Raw genomic sequence first — 17717 nt, forward strand, 5'->3', positions numbered from 1 at the left:
CCTTGTCGCGGGCCTGGCGGATCAGGACGGGATTGGTGGAGGCCTCGATGCTCGCCCAGGCCGCTTCGAGGGCGGCCATCAGCTTGAGCTGGAAGGTCAGGCACCGGGTGGGGATGTCGATGGTGGCTTGGGTCATGCCGCTAGTGTGCAGCCGTCCCGGAGGGTGGGGACGGGAAACGTGCGTTTTTGTGCAAGGGATTGGATTCGTTGGGGTCGTGATCGGCGGGCGCGGGGATAGAGCACCGTTTCCCTCTCCCCTTGCTGGAGAGGGTGGCCTCCGAAGGAGGTCGGGTCTGAGAGACCCCTCATCCGGCGGCTTCGCCGCCACCTTCTCCCGCAAGGGGAGAAAGGAAGCCCTGTGGATAACTTCTAGCGCCCGCCGGTCGCGCAGGCGCCGTCGGCCATCTGGCGCTCCTGGTCGCGGGTCCTGTCCAGCGCCTCGATCTTGGCGTCGCGGAGGTTCTTGGCCTTGGCCGCCGCGATCTCGCGGGCGTACAGCGTCTTGGCCTTGGCGATCTGGACGCGGGCCTCGGCGCAGTCGGCCGGCGTCTCGTTGAACCTGAGCAGGTCGACATAGTTCTGGATCGCCTGGCTCGACCCCGTGGCGGCCGCCAGCGCCATCCAGCGGCGGCGTTCGGGGGCGTGGATGTCGTACATGAAGTAGTGGATCGACAGCCGGGCGGCGTCCTCGCGCCAGCCTCTCAGCGTGCCTTGCTGGGCCTGGGCCAGTTCGGCGGGCGACAGCACGCCGTCGAACGGCGCGGCGTTTTCCGCCGCCGCCTCGGCCGCGCGCACGGCTTCCTGGGCCCTCTGCTCGGGCGTCTTGGGCGTGCAGGCGCAGAGCAGCAGGGCGAGCGCGAGGGGCGATGCGAACCGCCCGACGCCCAGGTTCGTTTTCGGCATTGGATCCCCCTCGGACGCGCACGGCGGAACTTGACCATGGCGAGACGGGGGAGGGCAACGGACGCGTTCCCTCTCCCCTTGCGGGAGAGGGTGGCGGCCGGAGGCCGTCTGGTGAGGGGTCTCGCAAACGAAAACCGCCGCGACCGGCCTTTCGGCGGATCGCGGCGGCTTGCGTCTTTCGACCCCTCATCCGGCGCTGCGCGCCACCTTCTCCCGCAAGGGGAGAAGGACGAAGGTTTACTGGTAGCTCTGCAGCGGGCGAACCTCGAGCGTCTCGGCGGGGGCCGAGGAGATCGCCTGGGCCGCGGCCAGCGCACCAGCGCTGGTGGTGTAGTAGGGCACCTTCATCATCAGCGCCGTGCGGCGGATCTCGAAGCTGTCCTCCAGGGCCTGCTTGCCTTCGGTGGTGTTGAACACCAACTGGACGCCGCCGTTCTTCATCACGTCGACGATGTGCGGACGGCCTTCCAGCACCTTCTTGACCAGCTCGACCTCGACGCCCTGCTCGGCCAGGTAGCCGCGCGTGCCGACCGTCGACAGCACCTTGAAGCCTGCGGCTTGCAAGAGCTTCACCGGCTCGACGATCCACGGGCGGTCGCTTTCCTTGACCGAGACGAAGGCCGTGCCCGAGGTCGGCAGGCTGACGCCGCCGCCCAGCTGGCTCTTGGCGAAGGCGCGGGCGAAGGCCGGGCCCAGGCCGTTCTCGCCCTCGCGGATCCAGTCCAGGCCCATGACCTCGCCGGTCGAGCGCATTTCCGGGCCCAGCACCGTGTCGACGCCGGCGAAGCGGGCGAACGGGAACACCGCTTCCTTGACCGCGATGTGGTCGTAGGGAACGTCCTTCAGGCCGAAGCTGGCCAGGGTCTCGCCGGCCATGATCTTGGCGGCGATGGCGGCCACCGGCTGGCCGATGGTCTTGGCCACGAACGGCACGGTGCGCGAGGCGCGGGGGTTCACTTCCAGCACGTAGATGCGCGGGTTCTCGCCGTGCGGCTCCTCGATGGCGAACTGCACGTTCATCAGGCCACGGACGTTCAGGGCCAGGGCCATCTTGACGGTCTGGCGCTTCAGCTCCTCGACGGTTTCGGCCTTCAGCGAGAAGGGCGGCATCGAGCAGGCGCTGTCGCCCGAGTGGACGCCGGCTTCCTCGATGTGCTCCAGCACGCCGGCCACGAACACGTCCTTGCCGTCGCACAGGGCGTCGACGTCCACTTCGGTGGCGCGGCTCAGATAGTGGTCCAGCAGGATCGGGTGCTCGAACGAGATCTCGCCGGTGTTGGTGATGTAGCGTTCCAGGTGCTCGTGATCGCGGATGATCTCCATGCCCCGGCCGCCCAGCACGTAGGACGGGCGCATCACGAACGGGAAGCCGATCTCGTCGCCCTTGGCGCGGGCCTCGTCCCAGGTGCGGGCGATGGCGTTCTCGGGCTGGGCGATGTCCAGGCCGTTCAGCAGCTGCTGGAAGCGCTCGCGGTCCTCGGCCAGGTCGATGGCGTCGGGGCTGGTGCCCAGGATCGGGATCCCGGCTTCTTCCAGGGCGTGGGCCAGCTTCAGGGGAGTCTGGCCGCCGAACTGGACGATGACGCCGGCCAATGTGCCCTGGCTCATTTCAACGTGAAGGAGCTCCAGCACGTCCTCGGCCGTCAGGGGCTCGAAGTACAGGCGGTCGGAGGTGTCGTAGTCGGTCGAGACGGTCTCGGGGTTGCAGTTGACCATGATCGACTCGACGCCGATCGCGTCCAGGGCAAACGCCGCGTGGCAGCAGCAGTAGTCGAACTCGATGCCCTGGCCGATCCGGTTGGGACCGCCGCCCAGGATCACTGCCTTCTTGCGGTTCGAAGGCAGGCTCTCGCACTCGGGGATCTGGCCCAGGGCGCCGGTCTCGTAGGTCGAGTACATGTAGGGCGTGGTGGCCGCGAACTCGCCGGCGCAGCTGTCGATGCGCTTGAAGACCGGGCGGACGTTCAGGTCCTGGCGGGCCTTGCGGACGGCCTTTTCGGTCCCGCCGGTCAGCTTGGCCAGGCGGGCGTCGGAGAAGCCCTGGGCCTTCAGGGCGCGGAAGCCCTGCGCGTCGGTCGGCAGGCCGCCGGCCCGGACCCAGCCCTCCTGGCGGATCAGCTCGGCGATCTGGCGCAGGAACCAGGGCTCATACGAACAGGCGGCGTTGACCTCTTCCACGCTCAACCCATGGCGGAAGGCCTGGGCGATGACGCGCAGGCGGTCGGGCGTCGGGGTGCCCAGGGCGCGGATCACGGCCGCGCGGCCGGTGTCCGGATCATCGGCGCCGGCGATCTCGATCTCGTCGAAGCCGTTCAGGCCGGTTTCCAGGCCGCGAAGGGCCTTCTGGACGCTTTCCTTGAAGGTGCGGCCGATGGCCATCACCTCGCCGACCGACTTCATGGCGGTGGTCAGCAGGGGCTCGCTGCCCGGATACTTCTCGAAGGCGAAGCGCGGGATCTTGGTGACGACGTAGTCGATGCTGGGCTCGAACGAGGCCGGGGTCGCGCCGCCGGTTATGTCGTTCTTCAGCTCGTCCAGGGTGTAGCCGACGGCCAGGCGGGCGGCGACCTTGGCGATCGGGAAGCCGGTGGCCTTCGAAGCAAGTGCGGAAGAGCGCGACACGCGCGGGTTCATCTCGATCACGACCATGCGGCCGTCGGCGGGGTTCACGGCGAACTGGACGTTGGAGCCGCCGGTCTCGACGCCGATCTCGCGCAGCACGGCGATCGAGGCCGCGCGCATCCACTGGTATTCCTTGTCCGTCAGGGTCAGGGCCGGGGCGACGGTGATCGAGTCGCCGGTGTGGACGCCCATCGGGTCGATGTTCTCGATCGAGCAGACGATGATGCAGTTGTCCGCCGTGTCGCGGACCACTTCCATCTCGTACTCCTTCCAGCCGAGCACGCTCTCTTCGATGAGCACTTCGGTGGTTGGCGAGAGGTCCAGACCGCGCGCGACGATCTCCTCGAATTCCTCGACATTGTAGGCGATGCCGCCGCCGGTGCCGGCCAGGGTGAAGCTGGGGCGGATGATCGCCGGCAGGCCGACGAACTCCAGGCCCTCGCGCGCCTCGTCCATGTTGTGGGCGGCCTTGGACTTGGGGCTCTCCAGGCCCAGCTTGTCCATGGCGTCGCGGAACTTCTGGCGGTCCTCGGCCTTGTCGATGACCTCGGCCTTGGCGCCGATCATCTCGACGCCGTACTTCTTCAGGGCGCCGCTGGCTTCCAGGGCCAGGGCGGTGTTCAGCGCGGTCTGGCCGCCCATGGTGGGCAGCAGGGCGTCGGGCCGTTCCTTGGCGATGATCTTCTCGACCATGTCCGGGGTGATCGGCTCGATATAGGTCGCATCGGCCACGTCCGGATCGGTCATGATCGTGGCCGGGTTCGAGTTCACCAGGATGATCCGGTAGCCTTCCGCGCGCAGGGCCTTGCACGCCTGGACGCCCGAATAGTCGAACTCGCACGCCTGGCCGATGACGATCGGGCCGGCGCCGATGATCAGGATCGAGGAGATGTCTGTTCTTTTGGGCATAGGGGTAAAACTCGCGCGCAGAGACACGGTCGCGCACATCCGCGCGCCCGCTGCCGACCATCTTGCAGGTTAAGCCGCCCGTTTAGAGAGGGAGTCGGTTTGGCGCAACCCTGCTTTCTTCAACCGTCATTCTCTCAATTACCGCCCATCCTTTCTTCTCGTTCGTCATTCCCGCCCTTGTGGCGGGAACCCCTCTATCCGCCGCAGGTGCGGAGGTGTGGCGCGCCGGCGCGCCAAGGCGCCTCACCGTCGGCTGAGTCAGGGGTTCCCGCCACAAGGGCGGGAATGACGGCTGAATAGAAGCGCGCTCACTGACCGCTGATCGCCGGCGGCGCGGGGACGGCGGGTTGGGCGGGCGGGACCTCGGCGGGCTCGTCGGTCAGGCTCCAGGCCCAGCCGGCCTCGGCCCGCTCGAAGCCCATGCGGAACAGGGCCGCGCGGTTGTCGTTGGCGAAATCCATGCCGGAAGTGTCGAGATCCGCGCTGTCGGGAATGGCCGCGTAGAACAGCTGTCCGCCGTTGCGGCGGGCGAAGGCGCTGCTGGCCGCCAGGTGGGTGCGCATCAGGGCCTTGCTCATCGCGTCCCACGAGCGGCCGACGATCGCCCCGGCCTTGCCCTTGGTGAAGCCGAAGGTGCCGCCGACCTTGCCGTTGACGATCACGTAAAGCCGCCCGGGCCGGACCTGGCCCTTGGCGGCGGTCCACAGCAGCAGCGACTCCGGGGCCACGAAGAACGGGATGGTGACCCCGCCGTCGACATGCATCTCCGACAGATGCCGGCCCCCCTTCTCGCCATTGGGGCCCTGGATTTCGATCAGGGTGGGCGGGAAGACGCCGGGAATGCTGGCCGAGGCCACCAGCACCTCCTTGAACAGCTGGCGCGAAGCCGGGTCGCCGCGCAGGGCGATCGCGCCCATGTCCCAGATCACCGTCTCCTCGGTGTCCAGGTTGGTGGTGGCGATCAGCAGGCGGCGGCCGCGCTTGTGCTCCGCGACGATGGCCTGCAGCAGGTCGTCGGTGACGTTGAGGTCGACCAGTTCGCGCAGGCCGGCGGCGCTGTAGACGCTGGGGTGGAACAGCATGCCCAGGCCGCGGGGCTTGAGGATCTTGCCGGCCGCCTTGCCGGTGTAGGCCTCGGTCAGGCGGTCGTCCCAGGAGGGGCCGAGAAAGGCGAAGGGGGCGGTGAGGGCGCCGGTCGAGACGCCGGTGACGATGTCGAACTCGGGCCGCTCGCCGCGCTTGGTCCAGCCGGCCAGCACGCCGGCCCCGTAGGCCCCGTTCGAGCCGCCGCCCGACAGGGCCAGGACGTCGAAGGTGCGCTGGGTCGAGGCGCGCTTGCGGGCCGGTTCGGCGAAGCGGACGGCCGCGTCGCTGTCGCTGGCGTTGAAGCGCAGCTCGGCCAGTCCCTGGGGGGCGGGTCCCGCCAGGTCGCTGGCGTCGTAGACGTCGCGCGACAGGGATCCGCAGGCCGAAAGCCAGACGGCGGCCAGGACGACGGCGAGGAGGCGGGCTACGCGCATGGGGGCTCGTGGGGAGGCTCTCTGCCGAAACCCTGTTACGGCCTGGGGGAGCGCGCAAGAAAAATGGGCCGGCGCCAGGCGCCGACCCATTCCAAATCTCGTGAGCGTGAGGCGATTAAGCCTGCAGTTGGCCCGCCGACATCTTGCCCGAGCGGTTGTCGCGCTCGAGTTCGTAGGTGATCTTCTGACCTTCGTCCAGGCCGCGCAGACCGGCGCGTTCAACGGCCGAGATGTGCACGAAAACGTCGGCGCCGCCGTCGTCAGGTTGGATGAAGCCGAAGCCCTTGGTGCCGTTGAACCATTTCACGGTGCCGGTAGCCATAGTGGTAGTCCTTGCAGTCAATATTCGTCGGCGGAATCGTTCCGCACGGCGATCAAATTTCGTTGGGGGTCGGTGGGCGCGTCCGGCGCTCTCGCGGAGAGAGCATGGAAAAGCAGGCCGAACGTCAGCGAATTTCGATAATGCACCATGAGCCTAGAAACCGGCGGGAGCAAGTGAATTCGTGAATCGACTTGAATCGCAATTAGTTTTGGACCCCAAGCGCCGCCTTGAACGTTAAGGTACTTCTGTCGCGCTACTGCGTGAATTGCTGACTTTCGAGGAGCTAAGTATGACCCTGATCGAGCGGATTCCTCTGCTGAACGACCAGGAGCTGGTCTCGCTCCTGGCCAATGCCCGTCGCCTGGACATCGTGGGCACCCCGGCCCAGCGGCTGGCCGCGGCGGAAGTGCTGCCCGTGCTCGAGCTTGAGGCCTCCAAGCGTCGTCAGGTCACCCTGGAAGCGGCCACCAAGAAGCGCGGCGCCACCGCCGCCGCCCGCCGCAAGGCCGCTTCGGCGGCCGAAGCCGCCTAAATACGGAAATCACACCGCAAAGACGCCTTGCCTCCGTCGTTATTGATAGTCATTCTCAATAGTGACGGAGCGCTTCGGAGGCGATCATGGTGTTTCTGACGGCAGGGGCCGGCTGGCTGGCCCTGATGATGCGGGCGGAGCGGACCCGCGCGGGTCATGACGCGGCCGATACGGAATGGCTGCTGCACGGCCCCACCGACCCCGACGCGATCGAGGACGACGAGCCGTTGCTGCTGGCGGCGGAGTAAATCCTCCCCTGTGGGGGAGGTGTCGGCGAAGCCGACGGAGGGGGGAGTGATCGGCGGATCACAACAACCCGGATCGAGCTTCCTGGAACTCCCCCCACCGGCCTTCGGCCGCCTCCCCCACAGGGGGACGGCTTGAACCCCTAGACCAGCGCCTTGCGCGCCGCTTCCCAGTACTGCGCGCCGGTGATCAGGGTCACCACGGCGGCCAGCCACAGCAGGCCGTGGGTGGCGTAGGTGGCCGGGGTCACGATCGCCGGGTCGTTGGGCAGGTGGAAGGCGGCCCAAGAGACCAGGATCATCTCGGCCCCGATCGCCACCAGCTGCAGGGTGGTCTTCCACTTGGCCAGCACGGTGACGGGAAGCTTGATACCCTTGCCGGCCCCGACCTCGCGCAGGGCGCTGACGGCGAATTCGCGGAACAGGATCAGGCCCGAGGGCAGGATCACCAGCGGGTTGGGGCCCAGGGCCATCAGGCCCAGCAGGGCGCCGCAGACCAGGATCTTGTCGCCGATCGGGTCGAGGATCGCGCCCCAGATGCTCACCGCGTCCAGCTTGCGGGCCAGCCAGCCGTCGAAGAAGTCGGTCACCGCCGCCACCACGAACGCCCAGAACGCCCAGCGCTGCAGCGACAGCTGCTGTTCGCCGGTGAGCCGCTCGCTCAGCCAGGGCACCCCGCCCGCCGCCGCGGCCAGGGCCACGAACATGAACAGCGCGATGACGAGGCGCGCGGAGGTCAGGATGTTGGGCAGGTTCTTCATGGTGGCGTTCTAACGCATGAAGAGCGGGAAGGGCTATGGGGCGGCTTCTCGGCGATCGGATGGGCGATCTCGGCGTCATCCCGGGTCCGCCGCCCGGAACGACGGCTGAAAGGTCAGGGTGAGGCAAGGCTGTTCGCGTGGCCCTCTAGAGCGGAATTAAAGCCGTCGCGTTCGGAAGGAAAACCTCGCGGTTGAGGTCGTTTCTTCCCCTCCGGCGGTTGACGTCGCGCCCTCCGCCCGCCAAGCCATGGCCACGTTTCTAGAGGGCGTCATGGCCACCACCACCACCGAACCGACCGCGACCAATTCCAATCGCCGGGTGCTGACGGCCAGCCTCGTCGGCACGGCGGTCGAGTTCTACGACTTCTACATCTACGCCACGGCCGCCTCGCTGGTGTTCGGCCAGCTGTTCTTCCCGTCCAAGTCGCCCAGCCTGCAGCAGATGGCCGCCTTCGCCAGCCTGGGCGTGGCGTTCCTGGCCCGGCCCCTGGGCGCGGCGGTGTTCGGCCATTTCGGCGACCGGATCGGCCGCAAGTCGACGCTGGTGGCCTCGCTGGTGCTGATGGGCGGCTCGACCCTGGCCATCGCCTTCCTGCCCACCTACGCCATGGCCGGCTGGCTGGCCCCGACCCTGCTGTGCCTGCTGCGGTTCGGCCAGGGCTTCGGCCTGGGCGGAGAGTGGGGCGGCGCGGCGCTGCTGGCCGTCGAGAACGCGCCTCCCGGCTGGCGGGCCCGCTTCGGCATGTTCCCCCAACTGGGCGCGCCGGTGGGCTTCATCGCCGCCAACGGCCTGTTCCTGATCCTGGGCCTGATCCTGACGCCCGAGCAGTTCCTGGCCTGGGGCTGGCGCCTGCCGTTCCTGGGCAGCGTCGTCCTGGTCGGGGTGGGGTTGTGGATCCGCTTGAAGCTGACCGAGACCCCGGCCTTCGCCGCCGCCATCGCTCACGAGGCGCCGCCCGCCGTGCCGCTGGGCGAACTGCTGCGCGACCACTGGAAGGCCACCCTTTGTGGAACGCTCGCGGCCGTCTGCTGCTTCGCCGTCTACTACATGATGACCGCTTTCGCGCTGGGCTACGGCGCCAAGGACCTGGCCTACGGCCGCACGGCCATGCTGAGCGCCCAGTTGATCGCCATCCTGTTCATGGCCGCCGGCATCGTCGTCGCCGGCTACTGGGCCGACGCCACCAGTCCGCGCCGGGTGCTGATGGCCGGCTGCGCCATGACCGTCGGGGTCGGCGCCCTGCTGCCGGTGATGATGGTCGCCGGCTCGCTGCCGACCATCGGCCTGTTCCTGGCCCTGGGCCTGCTGGTCATGGGCTTCGTCTACGGACCCCTGGGCGCCTTCCTGCCCGACCTGTTCCCGGCCCGGGTGCGCTACACCGGCGCCTCGGCCGCGTTCAACGTCGGCGGCATCCTGGGCGGCGGCCTGGCGCCGATGATCGCCCAGGCGCTGGCGGACAGGGGCGGGCTCGTTCCCGTGGGGATCTACCTGGCCGTGGCGGCGGCGCTGAGCTTCGGGGGACTGCTGGCGCTGAAGCCGAAGGCGCCCTAGTTCGCCCGTCGCGGCTCGCCCACTTGCCCCCACCTGACCGCTTCGCGGTCTGTCGCGGCGAGGGGGCGGAGGCTCAACCGTCGGCGCAGCGCGTCCTCCGCCCCCAATGGGGCGGACAGGCGACGCAGTCGCCAGGTGGGGGCAAGTGATCGCCGTGCGAACGCTTGTTTGCCTCCGCCCCCCATCCGCGCCACTCTGCCGTCCAACGATAAGAAACCTCGGGAGGCGACCTCATGAACCCCAGCGCGGACTTCGACGTCATCGTCCACGGCGCGACCGGCTTCACCGGGCGCTTGGTGGCCGAGCACTTCGCGAAACATCACCCCGACGTCCGCTGGGCGATGTCGGGCCGCAACGCCGACAAGCTGGCCGCCGTGCGCGACGAGGTCGGCGCCGCCGCCGACACGCCGCTGATCGTCGCCGACGCCGACAGTCCGGCCTCGCTGCGCCGCATGGTCCAGCAGACCAAGGCGGTTTTGACGACCGTCGGTCCCTACCAGCTCTACGGCTCGGACTTGGTGGCCGCCTGCGCCGAGGCCGGGACCGACTATCTGGACCTGTGCGGCGAGCCGGCCTGGATGCGCCAGATGATCGACGCCCACGAGCGCACGGCCCGCGACAGCGGCGCGCGGATCCTCTTTTCCTGCGGCTTCGACTCCATCCCGTTCGAGCTGGGCGTCTGGTTCGTGCAGCAGGAGGCGGCCAAGCGGTTCGGCGGTCCCGTCGCCCGCGTGAAGGGCCGGGTGCGGGCCATGCGCGGCACGTTCTCGGGCGGTACGGCGGCCAGCCTGAAGGCCACCCTGGCCGCGGCGATGCGCGACCCGCAGATCCTGGAATACCTGAAGGACCCCTTCGCCCTGACCCCCGACTTCGCCGGCCCCAAGCAGCCGCACGGCGCGGCCGTGGCCTTCGACGAGGACCTGGACTTGTGGACCGCCCCGTTCGTGATGGCGGCGATCAACACCCGCAACGTCCACCGCTCCAACTGGCTGATGGACCAGCCGTACGGGGCCGACTTCGTCTATGACGAGATGATCCTGACCGGTCCCGGCGAGGGCGGCGAGGCCGCCGCCAAGGCCGTCGGCCTGGCCAACGCCTCAATGGGGGCGGAGGGCGGTCCCAAGCCGGGCGAGGGGCCCAGCAAGGAAGAGCGCGAGGCCGGCTTCTACGACCTGTTGTTCGTCGCGATCGCCGACGACGGCCGCCAGGTCCGCGCCGGCGTCAAGGGCGACAAGGACCCCGGCTACGGCTCGACCAGCAAGGTGATCGCCGAGACGGCCTTGTGCCTTATCGACACGCCGGACGTGGCCGGCGGGATCTGGACCCCGGGCGCGGCGCTGCGGGGCAAGCTGGTGGAGCGGCTGGCGGCGAAGGCGGGACTGGTGTTCGCGGTGGAGTAGGACGAGCGGCTGACCGCTCCGCGATTTGACAGGCGATCCGAGATATTTGTCTGATGAAAGCGCGTCGGGGCCCGCCGGCCTGGAAGCCAAGAACGGTCGGGGCGCCAAGAACACTCGGAGCTAAGGTCTCATGCGGAAATGGTTCTCGGCCGCCGTGCTGGCGCTTGGCCTTCTCGTCGCCGCGAGGGCCGACGCGCAGGACAGGGCCTTTCCCGTCGCCATCACGGTCGACGCCGCGCGGGCCGAGGACCCGGTCAAGCCGGTCTGGCGGTTCTTCGGGGCGGACGAGCCGAACTACGCGACGATGAAGGACGGGCGCGCCACCCTGGCGACGCTCGGGGGATTGGCCCCGGACCAGGTCTATTTCCGGACGCATAACCTGCTGACCTCGGGCGACGGCACGCCGGCGCTCAAGTGGGGTTCGACCAACGTCTACACCGAGGACGCGCAGGGGCGACCGGTCTATGACTGGACGATCGTCGACCGCATCTTCGACACCTATCGCGCCCGCGGCGTGAAGCCCTATGTCGAGATCGGGTTCATGCCCGAGGCGCTGTCGACCAAGCCCCAGCCCTACCAGCACGAGTTCCGCCCCGGCAGCGGCGCGTTGCGCACGGGCTGGGCCTTCCCGCCCAAGGACTACGGCAAGTGGGAGGAACTGGTCTATCAGTGGGTGCGCCACTGCGTGGAGCGCTACGGCCGGGCCGAGGTCGCCAGCTGGTATTTCCAGACCTGGAACGAGCCCAACCTGCCGCAGTACTATTGGGGCGGAACCCAGGCGGAGTTCTTCCGCCTGCACGACACGGCCATCAAGGGCGTCCGCCGCGCCTTGCCGGAAGCCCGGGTCGGCGGACCCGACATCGCCGGCGCCGGCGACACCTACATGACCGCCTTCATGGACCACGCCAAGGCGGCCGGAACGCCGGTCGACTTCCTGTCCTTCCACGCCAAGGGCAGTCCCAAATTCGTGGAGGACGGGGATCGGGGCCATGTCCGCATGGGCATCGCCGCGCATCTGAAAGCGGCCGATCACGAGTTCGCCCAGATCGCCGCCGATCCGGTGTTCCGGGACAAGCCCATCGTCATCGGCGAATCCGACCCGGAGGGCTGCGCCGCCTGCCAGGGTCCGGCCAACGCCTATCGCAACGGGACGATGTATTCGAGCTATACGGCCGCCTCCTTCCCGCGGCTCCAGGCCCTGGCGCGGCGGCGCGCGCTCAATCTGGAGGGCGTCCTGACCTGGGCGTTCGAGTTCGAGGACCAGCCGTATTTCGCCGGCTTCCGACAGCTGACCTCGGCGGGCGTCGACCTGCCGGTCATGAACGCCTTCAAGCTGCTTTCGAAGATGACCGGGACCTATGTCGCCGACGTCTCCGATCATGAAGCCTCGCTCGACGACATGATGCGCGACGGCGTGCGCGGCGTCGCCGACGTCGGAAGCGTGGCGACGCGGGACGGCGACAAGCTGTCGGTCCTGGTGTGGCACTACCACGACGACGATCTGGCCGGCCCGGATGCGCGGGTGAGCGTCGATCTCACGCACCTGCCGAAGGCGTTCGCGCATGGCGCGCGGCTGGTCCACTACCGCATCGATCGCGACCATTCGAACAGCTATGCCGCCTGGCTGGCGATGGGCTCGCCGATCGCGCCCTCCGAGGCGCAGCGCAAGGCGTTGATCGAGGCCTCGCGGCTGGCGACGCTGGATCCGGGCCCGTCGGCGATCCCGGTGGCGCGTGGAGCGGCGCGGTTGGATTTCACGCTGCCGCGCCAGGGCGTCTCGCTCCTGGTGTTGACCCCGAACTGACCGTTCCGCCGCCAAGCGAGCGTCGACGGAGCGCTTTAGATTTGCCAAGCCGCCCGCCAGCGGCGACCTTCGCCGAATGCTGATCTTCGAATGGATCCTGGTCCTGCTGTTGGGCGCGGTGGTGCTGTCGGCCCTGGCCCGGCGGATCGGCGCGCCCTATCCGGTCCTGCTGGCCCTGGGCGGGGCGGCCGTCGCCCTGATCCCCGGCGCGCCCCGGCTGGAGCTGGAGCCGGAACTGATCCTGGCCCTGTTCATCGCCCCGGTGCTGCTGGACGCGGCCTACGACTCCTCGCTGCGCGACCTGAAGGACAACTGGCGGCCGGTCTCGGCCCTGGTGCTGATCGCGGTCAGCCTTACGACGGCGGGGGTGGCGGTGGCGGCGCGCATGCTGTTTCCGGACATGCCCTGGCCGGCGGCCATCGCCCTGGGGGCCATCGTCGCGCCGCCCGACGCCGTGGCCGCCCTGGCCGTGCTGCGCCAGATCCAGCCGCCGCATCGGATCCTCAAGATCCTGGAGGGCGAAAGCCTGCTGAACGACGCCTCGGCCCTGCTGATCTACCGCCTGGCGGTGGGAGCGGTCGGCGGCGGCTTCAGCCTGGTCCACGCCGCCCCGACCCTGGCCCTGGTGGCGGTGGGCAGCGTCGTGGTCGGCTACGGCCTGGCGCGGGTGAGCGGCCTGTTCTTCCATCGGATCACCGATGTGCCCAGTTCGGTGATCGTCCAGTTCGTCTCCACCTTCGGGGTGTGGATCCTGGCCGAGCGGCTGGGCCTGTCGGGGGTGGTGACCATCGTCGTCTACGGGGTGACCGTGGCCTGGCGGCCGGGGGCGCAGCTGTCGGCGCGGCTGCGCATCCCGTCCTTCGCGGTCTGGGAGTCGGTGACGGTGGTGCTGAACGTCCTGGCCTTCACCCTGATCGGCCTGCAGATCGGGCCGATCCTGGAGACCCTGTCGCCGCACGAGCGGATGGACTATCTGCGCGCGGCCCTGGTGATCCTGGCCACGGTGATCGCCGTGCGGATCGCCTGGGTGATGACCTACAACAGCGCCGTGCGGGTGAAGAACCGGTTCTTCGGCCTGCACCTGGCGCGGTCCAGCATGGCCCCGCCGACGGCGCGGGGCGGGCTGCTGGTCGCGTGGTGCGGCATGCGCGGCATGGTCACCCTGGCCGCCGCCCTGGCCCTGCCCGAGGGCTTCCCCTATCGCGACTTCATCCTGCTGGCCGCCTTCGCGGTGGTGCTGGGCACGCTGACGCTCCAAGGCCTGACCCTGGCGCCGCTGATGAAGCTGCTGCGCCTGCCCGACGACGACCCGGTGCGCAAGGAACTGAAGCTGGCGCGGGCGAAGGCCCTGAAGGCGGCTCTGGCCGAGCTGGACGGCGACAGGTCGGAAGCCGCCGAGGCCCTGCGCCGCGAGTATGGCGCGGCCCTGCAGCAGACCAAGACGGGCGCCGACGCGCGAGCCTCGACCGAGAACGCCCTGCGCCGGCGGGTTGTGGCGGTGTCGCGCGAGGCGATCGCCGACCTGCGCCAGCGCGGCGAGATCGGCGACGACGCCTATCGGGCGCTGGAGGAGGAGTTTGACTGGCTGGAGTTGAGCGCCCGCGAATAAAGGCCCTCCCCCTGTGGGGGAGGCGATCGCGCAGCGATCGGAGGGGGGAGTATTCGGCAGGCGGTCGTAGTCTGGATCCCCGACCCTAAAAGTCCCCCCACCGGCCTTCGGCCGCCTCCCCCACAGGGGGAGGGTCTCCGTCAGCTCTTCCGGAAGAACGCGTGGATCCGCTCGGCCAGCGGCTGGCTGACGCCGTCCACCTTCATCAGGTCCTCGACCCCCGCCCGGCTCACGCCCTTGGCCGAGCCGAACGCGTGCAGCAGGGCCTTCTTGCGGCCCGGGCCTACGCCCTCGATCTCGTCGAGCGGGTTCTTCTTCAGGTCCATCGAGCGCCGCGTGCGGTGCGCCCCGATCGCGAAGCGGTGGGCCTCGTCGCGCAGGCGCTGGAGGTAGTAGAGCACCGGCGACTTGGGCTCGAGCATGAAGGGCGTCTTGTCGGGCAGGAAGAACCGCTCCAGCCCGGCGTCGCGGTCCGGACCCTTGGCCACGCCGACGATGGCGATGTCGTCGACGCCGAGGTCGGCCATCACCTCCAGCGCCGCGTCCAGCTGGCCCTTGCCGCCGTCGACCAGCACCAGGTCGGGGCGGTTATCGCTGTCGCCCTCTTCCTCTTCCTTGACCAGGCGGGCGAAGCGGCGGCGCAGGACCTCCTTCATCATCCCGTAGTCGTCGCCGGGCGTCAGCTCGGTCGAGCGGATGTTAAACTTGCGGTACTGGCCCTTCATGAAGCCCTCGGGCCCGGCCACGATCATGCCGCCCACGGCGTTGGTGCCCTGGATGTGGCTGTTGTCGTAGACCTCGATCCGCTCGGGCGGGGCCTCCAGGCCGAACGCCTCGCAGACCCCCGCCAGCAGCTTGGTCTGGGCCGAGCCCTCGGCCATTTTTCGCCCAAGCGCTTCGCGCGCATTGGTGAGCGCATGGCCGACCAGATCGGCCTTCTCGCCGCGCTTGGGAGCGGTGATCTCGACCTTGCGGCCGCTCTTCAGGCAGAAGGCCTCGGCCAGCAGGTCGCGGTCGGCCGGCTCCAGATTGGTCAGGATCAGGCGCGGGATCGGCTTGTCGTCGTAGAACTGGCCCAGGAACGCGGTGAGGATCCGCTGCTCCTCGGTGGCGGTCTCGTCCTCGTCCTCGGCGTTGCCGGTCACGCGCGGGAAATAGGCGCGGTTGCCCCAGTTCTGGCCGGCCCGGAAGAAGAACACCTGCACGCAGGCCTGGCCGCCCTCGACGTGCAGGGCCACGACGTCGGCCTCGTCCACGGTCTCGGGATTGATCTGGCTCTCCTGGGCCACCGAGGCCAAGGCGCGGATGCGGTCGCGCAGGCGGGCGGCGCGCTCGAACTCCAGGTCCTCGGCGGCGGCCTCCATCTGCTGGGCGATCAGGGCCATGACCGCGCGGGACTTGCCGCGCAGGAAGGCCTCGGCCTGGTCGACCAGGGCCTGGTAGTCGTCCTTGCCGATCAGGCCGGTGCAGGGGGCGGCGCAGCGCTTGATCTGGTGCAGCATGCAGGGCCGCGAGCGGGTGTCGTAGACGCTGTCGCTGCACGAGCGCAGCAGGAAGGCCTTCTGCAGGGTGTTCAGCGTGCGGTTCACCGCCCCGGCGCTGGCGAACGGCCCGAAATAGTCGCCCTTGATCGTGTGCGCCCCGCGGTGCTTGCGCAGCTGCGGCGCGTCGTGATCGCGGCGGATCATGATCTCGGGGAAGCTCTTGTCGTCGCGCAGCAGCACGTTGAAGCGCGGCTTCAACGACTTGATCAGGTTGATCTCGAGCAGCAGGGCGTCGGCTTCGGTGCGGGTGGTGACGAACTCCATCGACCGCGTGGCGTCGACCATGTGGGCGATGCGGTTGGTGTGGAAGCGGCCTTGCGCGTACTGCACGACGCGCTTCTTCAGGCTCCTGGCCTTGCCGACGTAGAGGACTTCCTCGTTCTCGCCGATCATCCGGTACACGCCGGGCGCGTCAGGCAGGCGCGAGACCTCGTCCTTGATCAGGGCGGCGCCCTTCAGGGCGTTTTCGGCGGGGGTGTCAGTCGTCGTATCGTTCACGCCCGACATATAGGCGAGTCTGATGCGGTCAGCGATCTTCGAGGCTGTGATGAACGGTCGCGATCAGCACTCGCGTGGCTTCGACCCGATAGCGGATGACGTAACCATTGGCGCCGAACGGGATAAACAGCTCTCTGCCGCGGGCCCGCAACGCCCGAACACCGCGTTCCGGAAATTCCGAGAGCGACATCATCGCCTCGAAGAGCAGCGGACCGACGCGCGTTGCGGCGTTGGCGTCCTTGTCGATCAGCCAGCCTTCCAGACGTCGCACGTCATCGTAGGCGCGTGGCGTGACAACGACAGGCTTCATCGCGGTGGCGAGGGACCGTCCGATTTGCCCCAGCCGCGCATCCACGGCTCGAGGTCTTCCAGTGGAATGCCGTCGTTATTCGCGATGGTCGCATCGCAGATCGCATCGACCTCTTCCCAGATCGCTGCATCTTCCTCGAGCAGCCGTAGAGCAAAATCCTCCACGCTCTGGCCCGCTGCTTCCGCGCGCGCCCTCAGGCGCTCAGCGCGCGCGCCATCGATCTTCAGAGTGATTTCACCATCAGCCATGACGTGATCATCCGCCCGTCCCGGTTTGTCGTCAACGCGGCGGGGCGGTATGGACGACGCCATGACCACGCGCCCGCTCTTCGTCACCCCGCTCTACGAAGCCAGCCTCGCCGGCGACAAGGGCTTCGAAGCCTTCATCGACGACCTGCACGACGCCTGCATCGCCGTGGCCGAGGACGACGAGGCCGGCCAGGCCTGGGCCGAGACCAAGGGCTATCTGGGCTACACCTCCTACGCCTCGCTGGACGACCTGGCCCAGCGCGACAGCCTGTTCGCCGATCTGAAGAAGAAGCTCGACAAGCACGCGGCGGCCTTCGCCAAGGACCTGCGCTTCGACCTGGCGGGCGGCAAGCTGGTGATGGACAGCTTCTGGATCAACATCCTGGAGCCGGGCGGCCAGCACAGCGGCCACATCCATCCCCACAGCGTCATCTCCGGCACGGTCTATGTGACCATCCCGCCGGGCGCCTCGGCCCTGAAGTTCGAGGACCCCCGCCTGCCGATGATGATGGCCGCGCCCACGCGCGAGGCCGACGCGCCCGAGACGCTGCAGCCGTTCGTCTATGTCCAGCCCGCGCCGGGCGCGATCCTGATGTGGGAAAGCTGGCTGCGCCACGAGGTGACGCCCAACCAGGCCGAGGAACAGCGGATCAGCCTCAGCTTCAACTACGCCTGGCGCTAGAGGGGAAGCGATGGCCGGTTCGCAAGCGTCCTCGCCGGAACCCGAAACCCACCAGCTGACCTGCGTCGCCGACTGCGGGATCGTGCCGCCCGTCGTCGTCGAAGCGCTTTGGATCATCCCTCCGCTGGGCCTGCTCCTCGCGCTCCTCTGGCTCGGCGCGCGTCGGCTGGCGCGTCGACGAAAGCCGACCCGCCTCGGCGACGGTTGAAACCGGCTCGACATCGGCGGGTTTCTTCTCCGACTCCAGGAGAAGCTT

At 68.7% G+C, this 17717-nt stretch carries 16 protein-coding genes; 8 read left to right on the forward strand and 8 right to left on the reverse strand.

The window, feature by feature from the left end; all coding sequences use genetic code 11:
* Positions 1-369: 369 nt before the first annotated feature.
* The 4 genes from AC1DYP_RS19310 to AC1DYP_RS19325 form a co-directional block, all read right to left on the reverse strand.
* Positions 370-903: a hypothetical protein gene (locus tag AC1DYP_RS19310; protein ID WP_477047700.1), complete on the reverse strand. Its 534-nt coding sequence runs from the start codon at positions 901-903 to the stop codon at positions 370-372.
* Between the two features lie 237 nt (positions 904-1140).
* Positions 1141-4434, reverse strand: a complete 3294-nt coding sequence (gene carB, locus AC1DYP_RS19315) for a carbamoyl-phosphate synthase large subunit (protein ID WP_477047701.1) — start codon at positions 4432-4434, stop codon at positions 1141-1143.
* Between the two features lie 308 nt (positions 4435-4742).
* Positions 4743-5954: a patatin-like phospholipase family protein gene (locus AC1DYP_RS19320; RefSeq protein ID WP_477047702.1), complete on the reverse strand. Its 1212-nt coding sequence runs from the start codon at positions 5952-5954 to the stop codon at positions 4743-4745.
* A 115-nt stretch (positions 5955-6069) separates the two neighbouring features.
* Positions 6070-6276, reverse strand: coding sequence for a cold-shock protein (locus AC1DYP_RS19325; RefSeq protein ID WP_007666377.1), 207 nt, complete (start codon positions 6274-6276; stop codon positions 6070-6072).
* 289 nt (positions 6277-6565) lie between these two features.
* On the opposite strand from AC1DYP_RS19325, the gene AC1DYP_RS19330 reads away from it, so the two are divergent.
* Positions 6566-6808, forward strand: coding sequence for a hypothetical protein (locus tag AC1DYP_RS19330; RefSeq protein ID WP_477033112.1), 243 nt, complete (start codon positions 6566-6568; stop codon positions 6806-6808).
* An 86-nt stretch (positions 6809-6894) separates the two neighbouring features.
* Positions 6895-7056 carry a hypothetical protein gene (locus AC1DYP_RS19335; protein ID WP_477047703.1) on the forward strand — a complete coding sequence of 54 codons (162 nt, stop codon included), beginning with the start codon at positions 6895-6897 and terminating at the stop codon, positions 7054-7056.
* 140 nt (positions 7057-7196) lie between these two features.
* Here AC1DYP_RS19335 and pgsA read toward each other — a convergent pair whose 3' ends face one another.
* A complete protein-coding gene (gene pgsA, locus AC1DYP_RS19340; RefSeq protein ID WP_477047704.1) occupies positions 7197-7814 on the reverse strand; it encodes a CDP-diacylglycerol--glycerol-3-phosphate 3-phosphatidyltransferase in 618 nt (205 codons plus the stop codon).
* A 271-nt stretch (positions 7815-8085) separates the two neighbouring features.
* On the opposite strand from pgsA, the gene AC1DYP_RS19345 reads away from it, so the two are divergent.
* The 4 genes from AC1DYP_RS19345 to AC1DYP_RS19360 all read left to right on the forward strand — a co-directional run bounded on the left by AC1DYP_RS19345 (position 8086) and on the right by AC1DYP_RS19360 (position 14179).
* Positions 8086-9366, forward strand: coding sequence for an MFS transporter (locus tag AC1DYP_RS19345; RefSeq protein WP_477047705.1), 1281 nt, complete (start codon positions 8086-8088; stop codon positions 9364-9366).
* A 233-nt stretch (positions 9367-9599) separates the two neighbouring features.
* Positions 9600-10766: a saccharopine dehydrogenase family protein gene (locus AC1DYP_RS19350; protein ID WP_477047706.1), complete on the forward strand. Its 1167-nt coding sequence runs from the start codon at positions 9600-9602 to the stop codon at positions 10764-10766.
* 130 nt (positions 10767-10896) lie between these two features.
* Positions 10897-12570: a GH39 family glycosyl hydrolase gene (locus AC1DYP_RS19355; RefSeq protein ID WP_477047707.1), complete on the forward strand. Its 1674-nt coding sequence runs from the start codon at positions 10897-10899 to the stop codon at positions 12568-12570.
* Between the two features lie 76 nt (positions 12571-12646).
* Positions 12647-14179, forward strand: coding sequence for a cation:proton antiporter (locus tag AC1DYP_RS19360; protein ID WP_477047708.1), 1533 nt, complete (start codon positions 12647-12649; stop codon positions 14177-14179).
* Positions 14180-14319: 140 nt separating this feature from the next.
* Here the strand turns inward: AC1DYP_RS19360 and uvrC are convergent, their stop codons facing one another.
* From uvrC to AC1DYP_RS19375, 3 genes are read right to left on the reverse strand one after another with little or no spacing between them, the layout of a single operon-like run.
* Positions 14320-16230, reverse strand: coding sequence for an excinuclease ABC subunit UvrC (gene uvrC / locus AC1DYP_RS19365; RefSeq protein ID WP_477047709.1), 1911 nt, complete (start codon positions 16228-16230; stop codon positions 14320-14322).
* A gap of 19 nt (positions 16231-16249) precedes the next feature.
* Complete coding sequence (locus AC1DYP_RS19370) at positions 16250-16531, reverse strand: type II toxin-antitoxin system RelE/ParE family toxin (protein WP_477047710.1); 282 nt, start codon at positions 16529-16531, stop codon at positions 16250-16252.
* Positions 16528-16779 carry a hypothetical protein gene (locus AC1DYP_RS19375; protein ID WP_477033102.1) on the reverse strand — a complete coding sequence of 84 codons (252 nt, stop codon included), beginning with the start codon at positions 16777-16779 and terminating at the stop codon, positions 16528-16530. The genes AC1DYP_RS19370 and AC1DYP_RS19375 overlap by 4 nt, the downstream gene beginning before the upstream one ends.
* Before the next feature lie 61 nt (positions 16780-16840).
* On the opposite strand from AC1DYP_RS19375, the gene AC1DYP_RS19380 reads away from it, so the two are divergent.
* Both AC1DYP_RS19380 and AC1DYP_RS19385 read left to right on the forward strand, forming a co-directional pair.
* Positions 16841-17461: a TIGR02466 family protein gene (locus AC1DYP_RS19380; RefSeq protein ID WP_477047711.1), complete on the forward strand. Its 621-nt coding sequence runs from the start codon at positions 16841-16843 to the stop codon at positions 17459-17461.
* A 10-nt stretch (positions 17462-17471) separates the two neighbouring features.
* Complete coding sequence (locus tag AC1DYP_RS19385; RefSeq protein WP_477047712.1) at positions 17472-17669, forward strand: hypothetical protein; 198 nt, start codon at positions 17472-17474, stop codon at positions 17667-17669.
* The last annotated feature ends 48 nt before the right edge of the window (positions 17670-17717 follow it).

The organism is Caulobacter sp. P1_D6, from assembly GCF_056406095.1.

Bases quoted from the DNA above. Each gene is read 5' to 3' on its own strand.
- AC1DYP_RS19310 (WP_477047700.1), bottom strand. From the start codon at position 903: ATGCCGAAAACGAACCTGGGCGTCGGGCGGTTCGCATCGCCCCTCGCG.
- carB (WP_477047701.1), bottom strand. From the start codon at position 4,434: ATGCCCAAAAGAACAGACATCTCCTCGATCCTGATCATCGGCGCCGGC.
- AC1DYP_RS19320 (WP_477047702.1), bottom strand. From the start codon at position 5,954: ATGCGCGTAGCCCGCCTCCTCGCCGTCGTCCTGGCCGCCGTCTGGCTT.
- AC1DYP_RS19325 (WP_007666377.1), bottom strand. From the start codon at position 6,276: ATGGCTACCGGCACCGTGAAATGGTTCAACGGCACCAAGGGCTTCGGC.
- AC1DYP_RS19330 (WP_477033112.1), top strand. From the start codon at position 6,566: ATGACCCTGATCGAGCGGATTCCTCTGCTGAACGACCAGGAGCTGGTC.
- AC1DYP_RS19335 (WP_477047703.1), top strand. From the start codon at position 6,895: ATGGTGTTTCTGACGGCAGGGGCCGGCTGGCTGGCCCTGATGATGCGG.
- pgsA (WP_477047704.1), bottom strand. From the start codon at position 7,814: ATGAAGAACCTGCCCAACATCCTGACCTCCGCGCGCCTCGTCATCGCG.
- AC1DYP_RS19345 (WP_477047705.1), top strand. From the start codon at position 8,086: ATGGCCACCACCACCACCGAACCGACCGCGACCAATTCCAATCGCCGG.
- AC1DYP_RS19350 (WP_477047706.1), top strand. From the start codon at position 9,600: ATGAACCCCAGCGCGGACTTCGACGTCATCGTCCACGGCGCGACCGGC.
- AC1DYP_RS19355 (WP_477047707.1), top strand. From the start codon at position 10,897: ATGCGGAAATGGTTCTCGGCCGCCGTGCTGGCGCTTGGCCTTCTCGTC.
- AC1DYP_RS19360 (WP_477047708.1), top strand. From the start codon at position 12,647: ATGCTGATCTTCGAATGGATCCTGGTCCTGCTGTTGGGCGCGGTGGTG.
- uvrC (WP_477047709.1), bottom strand. From the start codon at position 16,230: ATGTCGGGCGTGAACGATACGACGACTGACACCCCCGCCGAAAACGCC.
- AC1DYP_RS19370 (WP_477047710.1), bottom strand. From the start codon at position 16,531: ATGAAGCCTGTCGTTGTCACGCCACGCGCCTACGATGACGTGCGACGT.
- AC1DYP_RS19375 (WP_477033102.1), bottom strand. From the start codon at position 16,779: ATGGCTGATGGTGAAATCACTCTGAAGATCGATGGCGCGCGCGCTGAG.
- AC1DYP_RS19380 (WP_477047711.1), top strand. From the start codon at position 16,841: ATGACCACGCGCCCGCTCTTCGTCACCCCGCTCTACGAAGCCAGCCTC.
- AC1DYP_RS19385 (WP_477047712.1), top strand. From the start codon at position 17,472: ATGGCCGGTTCGCAAGCGTCCTCGCCGGAACCCGAAACCCACCAGCTG.